Raw genomic sequence first — 13,159 nt, 5'->3', positions numbered from 1 at the left:
GGAGGCCGGCGGGCTACCCGCCCGGCGTACCCGCGATGGCGAGGCCGAGAACGACGGCGGTAGCGACGAGGGCGTACGCGAGGACGGCGAGATGCTGACGCCACCCCCAGCGCCGTAACCGAATCACGGGACGAGCTGGATATTGTCCGCGGCCGTCGTCCACTCGATCCCGCCCTTGGGGCGGATGTGCGCGAGACGTACGGTGCCGTGGCTGTGGAGCTCGTGCGTCACGGCGACGAGGACACCCTCCCCGCGCGACGCGATATCGCGGACGATCTTGTACAGGAGCGGGTGCTGCTCGTACCCGTCCGGATCGACCGGGTTCACGTCCCCGCCTCCGGCCGGCTCTCGGCGCGGCGCATGAACCGCTCCCAGCCTTCGGCCGCTCGCAGACGCAGGGCCCGGCTCGGCGCACCCGGCTGGGGCTCCGTCGGCATGTACGTCCGGCCGCTTGCGCCGGGGGTCCTGCGGGGAAGGTCGGAGGTCGTCACGCGGTCGCTCCTCTCGGACGGGGCAGCAGCGGGCCGCAGGTGCGACGGGCGGGACGCGGTACGGCCCGCTGCCTCGGGGGAGCCGCCCAGAGGGTCCTTCAACCTCCGGGGGCGTGAGACCAGTGAACGCGGCCGGACTCGTTCGGACTATGTCTGACTGAGGGTCTGCAAAGTCTGTGCGTGGATCGGCACACTCTGTGCATGGGCGAATCACTGGGGGATGTGCTGCGGCAGGCTCGGAACGCCAAACGCCTGCCGCAAGGCGAGGTCGGCAGAGCCGTCGGATACTCCGGCTCGTGGCTGTCGCGGGTCGAAACCGGGAAGATCCAGCCGGACGAGGACACGCTGATCGCGTTATGTGGTGTCCTGGGGCTGACTGCTGATGACGTCGGACTCGAAGGGGATGCCGTGCACCGCCGAAAAGTGCTCACGCTCGGGCTGGGGGTCGGAATCGCTGCCGCACTGCCCGGCACGGCAGCCGCCGCTGCCGACCCCAAGGAGTTGGTGGAGCGGTCGCTGTTTCACCTTCCCAACGCGCGGCCGGCGTCGCGTGAAGCGCTCTTCTCCGCGCTCGTCGAGGCCCGGACGGTGTTCCAGGCGGCCCAGTACAGCAAGTTGGGGCGGACGCTGCCGTCGCTAATCTCCGGCTCCCTTGCCTCGCAAGCCCACGACATCGCGGCCCGCGCGTACGTCCTGCTTGCCCAGCTCGCGATCAAGAACTATCAGGGCATGGCGTGGGTGGCGGCCGAGCGGGCGCGGGCTCAGGCGGAGCTGACGGGCAATCCCGTGGTGATGGGCGAGGCCGCGCACTCCATGGGCGTCTCTCTGCGCCGCAGCGGGGACTATCAGGCCGCGATCGACCATCTCCACGAAGCGGCCGGACGGTTGGGGCAGCATCCTGATGAGCTCGCGATGCGGGGCACGCTGATGCTGACGGCCTCGTACAGCGCCGCACAGGCCGGTTCGCGGGGGCAGGCGATGGAGCTGATCGGCGAGGCCGAGGAGACGGCGAAGCGCCGGGAGACGGCCGCACAGCGCCTCTATATCCCGGGAGAGTTCGGAGAGGCCCAGACACGCGGCTTCCGCATCTCCGTCCACCACGCGCTCGGCGAGGACGACCAGGCGCTGATGTACGCGGAGAAGCTCGACCCGCGCCGACTGCCGACGGCCGAGCGGCGGGGGCGTATGTGCATGGACGTCGCTCGGGTCTGGCAGGCGCTCGACGAGCCGGAGAAGACGTTCCACGCGCTGCGTGCCCTGGCGTCGTACGCGCCGGAGGAGGCGACCCGGCCGAAGGTCCGAGGGATCGCGGCGGAGCTGCTGATGATGCACCCGGAGATGCCGGGGCTGCGCCGGTTCTCCCAGAAGATCGGGGCCACCATCTGATGACGAAGGGCGACAGCATGGACGAGGACGGCCGGATCTTCCGCGAGGCGTGGATCGCCGGGGTCAAGAAGCACTTCCCCGGCGAGCCGAAGCCGGGTTACATCGCACCGTGGGACGAGACGCCGGAGTGGGAACGGCAGTCCGCGGCGGCCGTCTACGGCCAGGTGCGCGCCTTCGTCCAGGTGAGCGGCGGCCAGACGGCCAAGCTGAGCCGGGAGCAGAAGGGCCGCTTCGTCGCGCTGTGCTGGATCGCGCAGATCCACAAGCACATCGAGGACCCGAAGCCCGGCTACGTCGCCGACTGGGACGCCCTGCCCGAGTGGCAGCAGCAGACTGACGCGGACATCTTCGAGCACATCGAGCAGACCGTCTGATCAACCTCAGCAGACGACGAAGCCCCCGCTGGTCCGGAGACCAGGACGGGGGCCTCGTTGCCAACGTTCGGAGTTCAGTCAAGGCCCTCGGCCGGTGGGAGGGACTCGCCTCGCATCTCGTAGTAGCGGCGCAGGCTGCGGGCGTGCCGGATGTTCTTGATCTTGCGTTCTTCGAGCTGCGCCGCTTGCCTTCTGTCAGCCCTGATGCGCTCTTTCACCCTGTCGTCCAGCGTGGGGTAGAAGCTTTCGAGGCCCACGTGTACGACAACAGGGCCCAAGGCAAACACCAAGGCCACGTAGGAGCACGTCAGGATGCGGTCAGGGTGGCCCTCGGTGGCTTCCAACGCGTAGGCGACGGCGGGGGCGGACGTGACGATGGTGGCCAGGCCGTACATCACCGCCAGCACCGGGCCTTGATCCAGCACCTGAGTCCGGTTACTGATGTCGGCGGCGACAGCGCAGATGAGGAAGCACGGGATGGCCGCAGAGAAGATGATCTGTGGGAGGAGTGCCATGTTCGAGACCCAGCCCAACAGCACGGCGTAGGCCGTAATGAAGATGCCGAGACCCACGGCAAAGCGGCCGAAGCGGCGGAACCCCGTCGGGGTGCTGGTGTCGTGGGCGGCTTCGACGTTCCGCACAAAGTGCTTGTTGTACGCCTCGGGGTCTTCTGCCTCCCACAGGGGATATGCGCTGTCCAGGGTGAGTCCCGCCGCAGTCACTGCCTGGACGGGGTCCATGTCGCTGAAGTCGAACCACTCGCCGGACAGGCGGCGGGTGGCGAATCGCTTGTGGAGGGCACGTTCAGTGCGGGCATCGCCGTGGAACACAGCGAAGATCACCAGTCTGGCAGGGTTGCCTGTCTGGATCTCCGACAGACGGCGTTTGGGGTCCGAGGCTATGCCGATCTTGACCTTCATGGTCTTCGCGTCACCGATCAGGTAGACCCGGTCGGGGTCGCGGCGCGTGGCCTTACGAGTCACAACTCTCCTACCAGGCAGGGCTATCGGCTCACAGAAGGACGTCGATGGCGGGCAGGTGCACAACCACGAAGCAACGCTACCTGGCGGCACTGACACCTAGCGTGGGTATGCGAAAGCCCCCGCGGACCGGCGACATGCAGGGGCGGGGGCTTTCTGTTCAGTCCTGCTGCGGCACCAGCCGGGCGGGGACGCGGCCGGCGTACAGTTCCTCGCGCTCCTCGGGCGTGATGTGCTCGCACGCGTTGCGGTCGACGGAGTCCTTGATGAACTCGGGTCGGCTGGAGTGGATGCCGTAGGCGGGTGCGCTCAGGCCGTCGTGCGGTTCGAGGCACTGGAAGCGGATGGGGTTCGTCATGCCGCGGTTCCCTTCGTGTCGGTGTGTGCCATGTGGAAGAGCGGCGAGGCGGCGTTGTGCAGGGAGACGGCCAGGGCCTCCAGGTCGCCTGCGGCGTCGGCGAGGTAGGCCAGGACCGCGTGGACGGCGTTGCCGGACTCCGAGCCGTCGTCCATGCGGATCTGCCCCTGTTCCTGGCGGTGGCGGAGTTGGGCGGCGAGCTGTTCGAGGGCCTGGGGCATTCGGTCGACGGCGGCGACGAGGCCCTGGATGGTGGCCGAGATCTGTGGGGCTGTGAGGCGGCCGTTCAGGGATGCGTGGTTGATCTTGCGTATGGCCTCGGCGGTGGCGATGGCGGCCTTGGTGGGGTCGGGGCTGGGCATGGAATCTGCCTTTCGCGTCGGGGTATGAGGCCGGCGGCCTCGTGGCCGTTCTCGGACCGGGGCGTCCGCTCCGAGGGCGACCACTAGGTGCCGGTCAGGCATCGGTCTTGTCCGCGAGGGCCCGGCGGAGTGTCCGGGTGGACACGCCGAGCTGCTCGGCGAACTCGGAGAAGGTGATCTTCGGCGTGTCCTTCTGCGCCTGGGACCAGCCGTCGCAGTAGGCGGCGTACCGCTTGGCCGCGTCCTCGGATGCCCTCGCGTTGCGAGCGGCGAGCGGGTTCGCCGGCCCCGGACTGACGGGCGTCACCTGCGGTTTTTCCGGTTCGCTGCCTCGGTCGGCCGCCTGCGTGTCCGGCTCTTCCAGGGCGGTCTCCGTGGCCGCCTGCTCCGCTTGTCCCGCGCCCGTCTGGACCTCGGGTCCCGGCATGGCTCGCACAGGGATACGTACACGCACTTCCTGCCGCGGCTTGTCCGCCGCGAGAACTGTCTTCGGGGACGGGACGGCGGCCACTTCGCGCGCGGTCAGTGACTTCTCCTCGGAGGCGGGCAGCTCTGGCACGTCACCCGGGAGGGGCCAAGGAGCGGAAGGCCCTTCCACGGTTATGCCCGCTGCCGTGAGGCCGAAGGGGGCGGTCTCGACGAGTGGAACGCCCAGCTTGGCCAGCCTCAGCGGCATGACCGCCTCGACGGGGGCCTTGCGCCGCCACCGCCGCCCGAACCGGGCGTGAAGCCGGGCCTGGTAGATCAACCGGTCCCGCTCCAGGCCCACGGCGTCCTCGTACCGGCGCAGCTCCCACAGCTTCATCCGGCGCCACAGCTTGAGGGTGGGGATGGGGGAGAGGAGCCAACGCCAGAAACGGACGCCCTCCATATGCCGGTCAGTGGCGATATCGGCGAGACGGCCGACGGCATGGCGTACGGCCTCGACCACGACGACGAACAGCACGGGCATGGTGGCGTGCATCCCGACCGCGATCGGGTCGGGCCACGCGGCGGCGGCGTTGAAGGCGATCGTCGCGGCCGTCAGCAGCCACGCCACGTGGCGGAGGACGGGGAAGGGAATCCTGACCCAGGTAAGGAGCAGGTCGAGCGAGAGGAGAACGGCGATGCCCGCGTCGATGCCGATCGGGAAGACGTACGCGAAGCCGCCGAAGCCTTTGGTCACCGCAAGGTTGGCCACAGCCCCGTAGGACCCGGCGAAACCGATTCCGGCGATCACCAGGGCGCCGGTCCCGACGGCGAGGGCGAGCTTCCTCCGCGCCCCGGTGATCTGGACGAGGCCCGTGCGCGTGTCTATCTCCACTGCGGGGGTGTGCTGCTGCTTGTTCATGAACTTTCTTTCAGGTGGTCTTGAGGTGGTCCAGCGGTGAGACGTCGCAGGTCAGGCAGCCATCCATGCCTCCTCCGCAGCGCGTGCGCGGGCACGGAGGATGGCACGATCGGGCTCGGTCTCGTGCCAGATCCAGCAGCTGTCATCCGCGACGAGCAGGTCCTCGATCACCTCGCCCGACACCGGGTCGACCACAAGGCCGTCATCGCCGACCAGGTCCATGTCCACGGCGTGCAGGTGGCGCGCGGGAACGGCGGCACGGCGGTTCTCGGCGAGGCGAGCCCGGAGCTTCTCCCAGTGCTCGCGCTGGGCCGCGTGCCGGATCCTGCGTCGCTCACCGGCTCCGGTTACGCCGAGGCGCTCGGCAGCCTCATCCCACGTCCGGACCGGCTCCGGACACTCCTCGGTCCGCGCGCCGATGCCGTCGAGGGCCTGCTTGGAAAGCCGGTAGGTCTCGCCGTCCTTCACGACCAGGCCGAGAGCGAGGAGCTTGCCGACGGCCCGGTACGCGGTCGGGCGGGAGACGGAGGCGGTGCCCTGAAGCTGATCAATCGTCTGGTCCGGGTTCTCGGCGAGCGCAGCGACGACGGCGAGGCCACTGCCCCCGAGCCCGAAGTGGGCGAACGCGTCCTCCGGCATGATCTTCGAGGCCGCGCGAGAGTCGATATCGGCTGCGGGCTGTCTCGCCGTGGGGCCACTCAGGACCCCCCCAGCCTTCGGCCCCTGGGTAGTGGCCCAGCCCTGAGACGAACGCTCCGCCACCGGCTTGATCAGCATCCAGCCCGCGGCCTCGGTCGCGGAGCCGCCGTTGAGCTGACGGAGCAGACCTCGTTCCATGAGGCGCCCGTTCGATCTCCGTGCCGTTTCCCGGCTGCACCCCATCCGCTCGGCCAGGTCCCGCTCGGAAACCGCGTGGTCCCAGCCGCCGGCCTGCTCGCAGACGACGAGTCGGGCGATCAGGTTCCTCAGGTCAGTCTTCCCCGCGACACCCGGCCACGGGGTCCGCTCGACCTGGGCGCGCAGCTCGGCGAGGGCAGCGTGGAAGTCCGTACGAGCCGCGATGGCATCGGTCGACGCGACGTGAGCGGAGGCGCCCTCCCAGGCCCGGGAGAGCCACTCGACGGCGCGGGTACGCTCGCGGCGGCGCTCGATGAGGCGCGCGTGCACACCGGCCTTGTACGGGCCGTCGAGCATGACCTGGATGAAGTCGGTCCGGGACCATCCGGCGCGCGCGGCGGCAGCGGCCACCGCGCGGGTGACGGCCCAGGCGTGATCGGCCGCTGCCGAGTCCTTGCCGCCCCGCTGGCGGGACCACCGGGCATAGGTGCTGGTGGTGTCGCCCTGGACTAGGAGAGCGTGGGTGCGCCGGGATAGGGGCGGCAGCGCGGCCAGGAGGCCCGTGCGTACGGCTCTCGGATCAGCAGAGCGGTGCGTCGGAGATGCGCCGTTTGCGTCATGACGCGTCCCAGAGGCTCCCGAGCCTTGCTCGCAGGTCTCAGCGGTACTCCGGGGGTGCGGGAGGTGCGAGGGGGTCGTTAGATTGGCTGAAAGAGATCGTTGAGGGTGCTCCCAGTCCTGTAGTGCGTGGGAGTGAGCTGCAATAATCAGGGCGTTCGCGCCGGGATGGTTGGGGTACCTCTCGGCGGCGGGCCCCTGATGCTGACGAGGCATTCGGGGGTACCGGGGTCCTTGGTTCGAAGGACTCGACCGGGGTGGAGTTGACGCTCCTGACCGGTCGCTGACTGGACTTCGGTCCAGCGGAACCTCGCCTCATGGAAGGCCCGGAGCTCCAACTCCGGGCCTTTCGCATGCGCGGGGCCGCCGTGACCTCATCAAGGCGGCATGTGCGAACCCTCCCCGCGCCAGGGAGTTCTCAGGTCCCATTGGCGCGGGATCGTCCGGGACGCTTCGGGACGCACAGGGACGCAAACTTGCAGGTCAGATGCCGTTCGGCTGCTCAACTCCCCAGGTCCCGTATTCCCAGCGCCCAAACGACCGTCGTCTGGACCCTGCGCCCGAACGCCTGACCAGGCCGGAGCGAGCGTCCGCGGCCCCCGCACCCCCCTTCGGGTGCGGGGGCCGACGTGTTCCGGGCCGCCGGGGCCGAAACGGACGATCCGTCACGCATAGTGCGGACAGGGCACGGACGCACCCGGGCCGGGCCCGCACCCCGCGCCAAGGAGCCGCCGCGTGTCCGACGACGTGTCCGACGACCTGTCCGACGAGAAGTCCGACGAAGCCTCACCCGCCACCCCCGCCCCGGAGAACCCCCACGGCGGCCCCAGGGCCCGGCGGCGCGGCCCCCGGCTCTCCCGCCGCGCGCTCCTGCTCGCCCTCGGCGGCGCCGCCGCCCTCGCCTCGCCCGCCGCGGCCGCCACCCGGCACCCCGGGGGGAAGCCCGCCGCACCCCGCGGCCGGGTCGACCGGCTCCTCGCCGAGCTCACCCTCGACGAGAAGGTCTCCCTCCTCCACGGCGCCGCCGACCCCGCGAGCCTCGGCCAGGCCGGGTACGTCCCCGGCGTACCCCGCCTCGGCATCCCGCCGCTCCGCCTCGCCGACGGCCCCGCCGGCATTCGCGTCCACCGCACCGCCACCGCGCTCCCCGCGCCCGTCATGCTCGCCGCCGCCTTCGACCCCGGCCTCGCCCGCGCCTACGGCCGGGTCGTCGGCCGCGAGGGCCGCGCCCTCGGCCAGGACGTGCTACTCGCCCCCATGGCCAACCTCATCCGCACCCCGTACGCCGGACGGAACTTCGAGACCTTCTCCGAGGACCCGCTCCTCACCGCCGACCTCGTCGCCGAGGAGATCCGGGGCGTCCAGGCCGAGGGCCTCGTCGCCACCGTCAAGCACTTCGCCCTCAACAACCAGGAACGCGACCGCGCCACCGTCGACGTCCGCGCCGGCGAACAGACTCTCCACGAGACCGAACTGCGCGCCTTCGAGGCCGCCGTCGCCGCCGGAGCGGGCGCCGTCATGGCCGCGTACAACAAGGTCGACGGCGTCCACGCCGCCGAGAACACCACCCTCCTCACCACGATCCTGCGCGAACGCTGGGGCTTCGACGGCTGGGTCATGAGCGACTGGGACGCCGTCCACACCACCGCCGGAGCCCTCTCCGCCGGGCTCGACATGGAGATGCCCGGCGGCTCCCGCTACGGGGCCGCCCTCCGCGACGCGGTCCGCGCCGGCCGCATCGACGAGTCCGCCGTCGACCGCTCCGTGCGCCGCGTGCTCGCCGTACGCGAACGGTTCGGGCTCCTCGCGGCGGCGGAGGCCCCGCGCCCCGGGCGCGACGCCGACTCCGGCGCCCGCCTCGCCCTGCGCGTCGCCACCGCCGGAGCCACCCTCCTCCGCAACGAGAAGAACGCCCTCCCCCTCACCGACCGGGCCGCCCGCTCCCTCGCCGTCGTCGGCCCCACCGCCGCCGTCCCCTTCGTCAGCGGCGGCGGCAGCGCCCACGTCGTCCCCGACGCGGCCACGAGCCCCCTCGACGCCCTCCGCGCGAGGGCCGGGAAGGACGCCACCGTCACGTTCGCCGTCGGCGAGGACCTCTTCGGCCGCCCGCTCCCGCCCCTGCGGCCCGCCGTCGACCTCGAAGGCGTCCGCGTCGCCGCCGGAACCACCTGGAGCCGGACCACCACCCTCACCGCGACCGACCCCGACGAGTGGACCTTCCTCGTCCACTACAGCGGGGCCCGCCCCACCGTCAGCCTCGACGGCACCGAGCTCTTCCCCGTCCGCGAGGGCGTCGCCGAGTACTTCGCGGGCGGCCTCCTCGGGCAGGCACCCGACGGACTCACCGTCCGCCGCGCGACCCTCCGCCTCGCCGCCGGCCCCCACGAGCTGCGGATCACCGCCCACGGCGGCCCCGGGGGGCAGCTCTTCCGGCTCCGCGCCGTCACCGGCGGCACCCGCGCCGCCGACGTCGCCGAGGCCGTACGGACCGCGCGCGCCGCGCACAGCGTCGTCCTCTTCGCCTACGAGGACGCCACCGAGGGCCAGGACCGGACGACGCTCGCCCTCCCCGGCCACCAGGAGGCCCTGATCGAGGCCGTCACCGCCGCCAACCCCCGGACGACCGTCGTCCTCAACACTTCCTCGGCCGTCACCATGCCGTGGCTGGAACGGACCGCCGCCGTCCTCCAGATGTACTACCCCGGCCAGGAGGGCGCCGCCGCCACCACCGCCGTCCTCTTCGGCGACGCCGACCCCGGCGGCCGCCTCACCCAGACCTTCCCGGCCTCCGAGGACGGCCACCCCACGGCGGGGGACCCGCGCCGCTACCCGGGCCGGGACGGCGTGGAGGAGTACGGCGAGGGCGTCCACGTCGGCCACCGCTGGTACGAGGCCGAGGGCGTCACCCCGCTCTTCCCCTTCGGCCACGGGCTCTCGTACACGACCTTCCGGTACGAGGACCTCACCGTGTCCGAGGGGTCCCCCGAGCGTGCCGGCGGACTCGATGTCACCTTCACCGTCCGCAACACCGGCCGCCGCCCCGGCGTCGAGGTCGCCCAGGTGTACGTCGGACCCTCCCCGGACCTCACCGCGATCGGCGTCGACCAGCCGCGCTCCGCCCTCGCCGGCTACCGCCGCCTGGAGCTCGCGGCCGGCGAACGGCGCCGGGTGACCGTCCCCGTCACCGCCCGGAGCCTCTCCTCCTGGGACACCGCACGGCACGCCTGGATCCTCGGCACGGGCCGCAGGACCGTCCGCGTCGGCACCTCCTCGGCCGACCCCGGGCTCAGCATCGGAGTCGAGGTCCGTACACCCTGACCGGGTAGGCTGCCCCGGCGTGCCCGACGCGGTGCACGCCGGGCGCACCGACACGGGAGGAACCGCGTTGCACGTACAGGAGTGGCTGGAGACGATCCCGGCGGTCGCGATCTACGCGCTCGTCGGCGTGGTGATCGGCCTGGAGAGCCTGGGTATCCCGCTGCCCGGCGAGATCGTGCTCGTGAGCTCGGCGCTGCTCGCCTCGCAGCACGGCGACATCAACCCGTGGGTGCTCGGCGCCTGCGCCAGCGCCGGAGCGATCATCGGCGACTCGATCGGCTACGCCATCGGCCGCAAGGGTGGGCGGCCGCTGCTCGCCTGGCTGGGCGGGAAGTTCCCCAAGCACTTCAGCGAGGCCAACATCGGGCTCGCCGAGCGCTCCTTCGAGAAGTGGGGCATGTGGGCGGTCTTCTTCGGCCGCTTCGTCGCCCTCCTCCGCATCTTCGCGGGCCCGCTCGCCGGTGTCCTGCACATGCCGTACTGGAAGTTCCTCGTCGCCAACGTCTTCGGCGGCATCCTCTGGGCCGGCGGCACGACGGCCGTCATCTACTCGGTCGGCGTCGTCGCCGAGGCGTGGCTCAAGCGCTTCTCCTGGCTCGGTCTCGTCCTCGCGGTCCTGATCGGCGCCGCGTCGATGCTCGTCATCAAGAACCGCGCCAAGAAGGCGGCGGCCGAGCGGGCGAAGGAGACCGGGGAGACGGCTCCGGAGCCGGTGCCGGTCGCGGACTGAGCACCGGATGACGACGTACGAGGAGGGCGGCCCCCCTGACCTGGGGGCCGCCCTCCTCCGCGTACAGACGCCGATCAGGCGCCGATCAGAGGTCGAACGCCTCGGCGTGCGCCTTCGCCAGGTGCAGGTACATCTCCGCGTTCAGCTTGATGCCCTCCTTCTCCTCGTCCGTCAGCGGCCGGCGGACCTTCGCCGGGACGCCCGCGACGAGCGAGCCCGGCGGGATCTCCATGCCCTGCGGCACGAGCGCCTGCGCCGCGACGAGCGAGCCCGCGCCGATCCGGGCGCCGTTGAGGACCGTCGCGCCCATGCCCACGAGCACGTCGTCCTCGATCACGCAGCCGTGCACGGTCGCGTTGTGCCCGACCGTCACCCGTGCCCCGATGGAGACGGGGAAGCCGGGGTCGACGTGGACGGTGGTGTTGTCCTGGATGTTGGCGTCCTCGCCCACCGTGATGGGACCGCAGTCCGCGCGCAGCACCGCGTGGTACCAGACGCTGGCGCGGGCGCCGAGCGTCACCTCGCCGAGGACCACGGACGTCGGCGCCGTGAACGCGGTCGGATCGACGTTCGGCTCCTTGCCGCCCACACCCTTGATCAACGCCTCTGACATGGTTCGCTCCTGATCGTCAGCCGTACGGTCGCACCCGGGGGTCGCCCCCGCCCGCACCCTATGCCGTGCCCATGACGGACATCACAGCGCACCGCACTGATCAGGCACGACGGCGCCGACTACGGTGGCCGGATGCCCAGGAACAGAAACACGTTCTCCTCGCTCGCCGCCTGGCGCCGCCGGGCCGTCGCCCGCGCCGTGCAGGGCGGCTGGCGCTGGGCGCAGCAGGCCGGTTCCGTCACCGCCGAGCACCCCGGGCGGCTGCGCTTCCGCCGCCTCGGCGCGGGCACCCGGCTCGCCTTCCCGCAGGGCACCGTCTTCGGCGAGCGGTGGATCGAGATCGGCGAGTGCTGCATCATCGCCGAGCAGGTCACCCTGACCGCGGGCATGCTGCCGGGCCTCGACCTCGGCACGGAGACCGTCCTGACCCTCGGCGACGGCGTCGTTCTCGGCCGGGGCAGCCACGTCATCGCCGACACGACGATCACCATCGGTTCGGACACGTACTGCGGCCCGAACGTCTACATCACCTCGACCAACCACAGTTACGACGACCCGGACGAGCCCATCGGCCGCCAGTGGCCCCGCTCCGAGCCCGTCTCCATCGGCCCCGGCTGCTGGCTCGGCACGGGATCGGTGATCCTGCCCGGCGCGCGCATCGGCCGGAACGTCGTCGTGGCGGCGGGCGCGGTCGTCCGCGGCGAGGTGCCCGACCACTCGGTGGTCGCGGGCGCCCCCGCCAAGGTCGTCCGCCGCTGGGACGCCGAGAACGGCTGGCAGCCCCCGCTGCGGACCCCGGCCCCCGTGCCGCTCCCGGAGGGCGTGACCGCCGAGCAGCTCGCGGCGCTCGCCGCCTGGGAGGCCGAGCAGGCGGGGACGACGCCCGAGGCCGTCTCCTCCTGACCCTCCCCGTGACACGTCGGCCGTCCCCTGAGCGGGCCGTCGGCACTACAGCCGTCGGCACTACAGTGGATCGCGGGCGGGTGCGCGGTGCGGAGGTGGACGACGCGTGCGGAGCTATACGGCGGGACGAGGCGCCCGAACCGGTGCGACGACGTGGCGGGTCCTCTCGGACGGTGCCGAGGAGAGCATCGCCCCCGACGGCGTGATGGACCTGATGTGGTTCCAGGAGCGGCTCGTCGTGGCGGGCCCCGACACGCGGCCGTTCGTCGTGCCGACGCGTGCGGGCGAGGTGACCTGGGGTCTCCGGCTCGCGCCGGGCGTGGCGCACGCGCTGCTCGGTGTTCCGGCGCGCGAACTCAGGGACCAGCGCGTCGAGTTGACGGATCTCGTCGCGCTGCCCGGGCAGGACGGCCGGTCGTTCGAGGAGGACGCGGCCGACGCGCTCGAACGGGTCCTCGTCGCCCTGTGGGAGCGGGCGGCTCCGGATCGCTCCGTTCTGCGGGTCGCGGCCTCGCTCGACCGCGCCGCTCGCGAAGGGCTGAGCGTGCGGGAGACCGCGGAGCTCCACGACCTGCCGGAGCGGTCCTTGCGGCGCCTCAGTGACCGGCTCTTCGGCTACGGTCCCGCGACGCTCACGAGGATCCACCGCTTCCAGCGTGCCCTGCGCATGGCACGGGCGGGCCTGTCGTTGAGCGATGCCGCGGCGACGGCGGGGTATGCCGACCAGGCCCACTTCACCCGGGAGAGCAAGCGGCTCACCGGCCGGACGCCGGGCAGGCTCACGCGTACCGACTAGGGACCGGCTAGGGGCCGACCAGGGGTCGACCCTGGCTGCGCCGTCGCGTTCTTCCCGTCCGGC

Annotated in this window: 14 protein-coding genes; 6 read left to right on the top strand and 8 right to left on the bottom strand. The window is 71.7% G+C overall.

Going from position 1 to position 13,159, the window contains the following annotated elements; all coding sequences use genetic code 11:
- Positions 1 to 123: 123 nt before the first annotated feature.
- Both ACFC0Z_RS28665 and ACFC0Z_RS28660 read right to left on the bottom strand, forming a co-directional pair.
- The gene (locus ACFC0Z_RS28665) at positions 124 to 327 is read right to left on the bottom strand and encodes a hypothetical protein (RefSeq protein ID WP_376443824.1); all 204 of its coding nucleotides are present in this window, start codon (positions 325 to 327) and stop codon (positions 124 to 126) included.
- Entirely contained in the window at positions 324 to 491 is a 168-nt protein-coding gene (locus ACFC0Z_RS28660; RefSeq protein ID WP_376443821.1) for a hypothetical protein, read from the bottom strand. The genes ACFC0Z_RS28665 and ACFC0Z_RS28660 overlap by 4 nt, the downstream gene beginning before the upstream one ends.
- A 201-nt stretch (positions 492 to 692) precedes the next feature.
- Between ACFC0Z_RS28660 and ACFC0Z_RS28655 the strand changes: the two genes are divergently transcribed.
- Together ACFC0Z_RS28655 and ACFC0Z_RS28650 are read left to right on the top strand one after the other, a co-directional pair.
- Entirely contained in the window at positions 693 to 1,877 is a 1,185-nt protein-coding gene (locus ACFC0Z_RS28655; RefSeq protein ID WP_376443818.1) for a helix-turn-helix domain-containing protein, read from the top strand.
- Positions 1,877 to 2,251 carry a hypothetical protein gene (locus ACFC0Z_RS28650; RefSeq protein WP_376443815.1) on the top strand — a complete coding sequence of 125 codons (375 nt, stop codon included), beginning with the start codon at positions 1,877 to 1,879 and terminating at the stop codon, positions 2,249 to 2,251. The genes ACFC0Z_RS28655 and ACFC0Z_RS28650 overlap by 1 nt, the downstream gene beginning before the upstream one ends.
- A 74-nt stretch (positions 2,252 to 2,325) precedes the next feature.
- Here ACFC0Z_RS28650 and ACFC0Z_RS28645 read toward each other — a convergent pair whose 3' ends face one another.
- The 5 genes from ACFC0Z_RS28645 to ACFC0Z_RS28625 all read right to left on the bottom strand — a co-directional run bounded on the left by ACFC0Z_RS28645 (position 2,326) and on the right by ACFC0Z_RS28625 (position 6,475).
- Complete coding sequence (locus ACFC0Z_RS28645; protein ID WP_376443812.1) at positions 2,326 to 3,234, bottom strand: GIY-YIG nuclease family protein; 909 nt, start codon at positions 3,232 to 3,234, stop codon at positions 2,326 to 2,328.
- Between the two features lie 157 nt (positions 3,235 to 3,391).
- Positions 3,392 to 3,589, bottom strand: coding sequence for a hypothetical protein (locus ACFC0Z_RS28640; RefSeq protein ID WP_376443809.1), 198 nt, complete (start codon positions 3,587 to 3,589; stop codon positions 3,392 to 3,394).
- Positions 3,586 to 3,951 (bottom strand): hypothetical protein, encoded by a 366-nt coding sequence (locus tag ACFC0Z_RS28635; RefSeq protein ID WP_376443807.1) that lies wholly within the window; start codon positions 3,949 to 3,951, stop codon positions 3,586 to 3,588. The genes ACFC0Z_RS28640 and ACFC0Z_RS28635 overlap by 4 nt, the downstream gene beginning before the upstream one ends.
- 94 nt (positions 3,952 to 4,045) lie before the next feature.
- Positions 4,046 to 5,281 (bottom strand): DUF2637 domain-containing protein, encoded by a 1,236-nt coding sequence (locus ACFC0Z_RS28630; protein WP_376443805.1) that lies wholly within the window; start codon positions 5,279 to 5,281, stop codon positions 4,046 to 4,048.
- Positions 5,282 to 5,332: 51 nt separating this feature from the next.
- Positions 5,333 to 6,475 carry a MarR family transcriptional regulator gene (locus tag ACFC0Z_RS28625; RefSeq protein ID WP_376443802.1) on the bottom strand — a complete coding sequence of 381 codons (1,143 nt, stop codon included), beginning with the start codon at positions 6,473 to 6,475 and terminating at the stop codon, positions 5,333 to 5,335.
- Positions 6,476 to 7,471: 996 nt separating this feature from the next.
- Here ACFC0Z_RS28625 and ACFC0Z_RS28620 point away from each other — a divergent pair.
- Complete coding sequence (locus tag ACFC0Z_RS28620; protein ID WP_376443799.1) at positions 7,472 to 10,054, top strand: beta-glucosidase; 2,583 nt, start codon at positions 7,472 to 7,474, stop codon at positions 10,052 to 10,054.
- A 67-nt stretch (positions 10,055 to 10,121) separates the two neighbouring features.
- Positions 10,122 to 10,784, top strand: coding sequence for a DedA family protein (locus ACFC0Z_RS28615; RefSeq protein WP_376444150.1), 663 nt, complete (start codon positions 10,122 to 10,124; stop codon positions 10,782 to 10,784).
- A gap of 85 nt (positions 10,785 to 10,869) precedes the next feature.
- Here the strand turns inward: ACFC0Z_RS28615 and ACFC0Z_RS28610 are convergent, their stop codons facing one another.
- Complete coding sequence (locus ACFC0Z_RS28610; RefSeq protein ID WP_376443796.1) at positions 10,870 to 11,397, bottom strand: gamma carbonic anhydrase family protein; 528 nt, start codon at positions 11,395 to 11,397, stop codon at positions 10,870 to 10,872.
- Positions 11,398 to 11,529: 132 nt separating this feature from the next.
- Between ACFC0Z_RS28610 and ACFC0Z_RS28605 the strand changes: the two genes are divergently transcribed.
- Both ACFC0Z_RS28605 and ACFC0Z_RS28600 read left to right on the top strand, forming a co-directional pair.
- The gene (locus ACFC0Z_RS28605; RefSeq protein ID WP_376443793.1) at positions 11,530 to 12,300 is read left to right on the top strand and encodes an acyltransferase; all 771 of its coding nucleotides are present in this window, start codon (positions 11,530 to 11,532) and stop codon (positions 12,298 to 12,300) included.
- Between the two features lie 106 nt (positions 12,301 to 12,406).
- Positions 12,407 to 13,096: a helix-turn-helix domain-containing protein gene (locus tag ACFC0Z_RS28600; protein ID WP_376443791.1), complete on the top strand. Its 690-nt coding sequence runs from the start codon at positions 12,407 to 12,409 to the stop codon at positions 13,094 to 13,096.
- Positions 13,097 to 13,159: the final 63 nt, after the last annotated feature.

Source organism: Streptomyces sp. NPDC056144 (assembly GCF_042264145.1).
Classification (GTDB): domain Bacteria; phylum Actinomycetota; class Actinomycetes; order Streptomycetales; family Streptomycetaceae; genus Streptomyces.
This window is presented reverse-complemented; position numbering and strand designations above follow the sequence as displayed.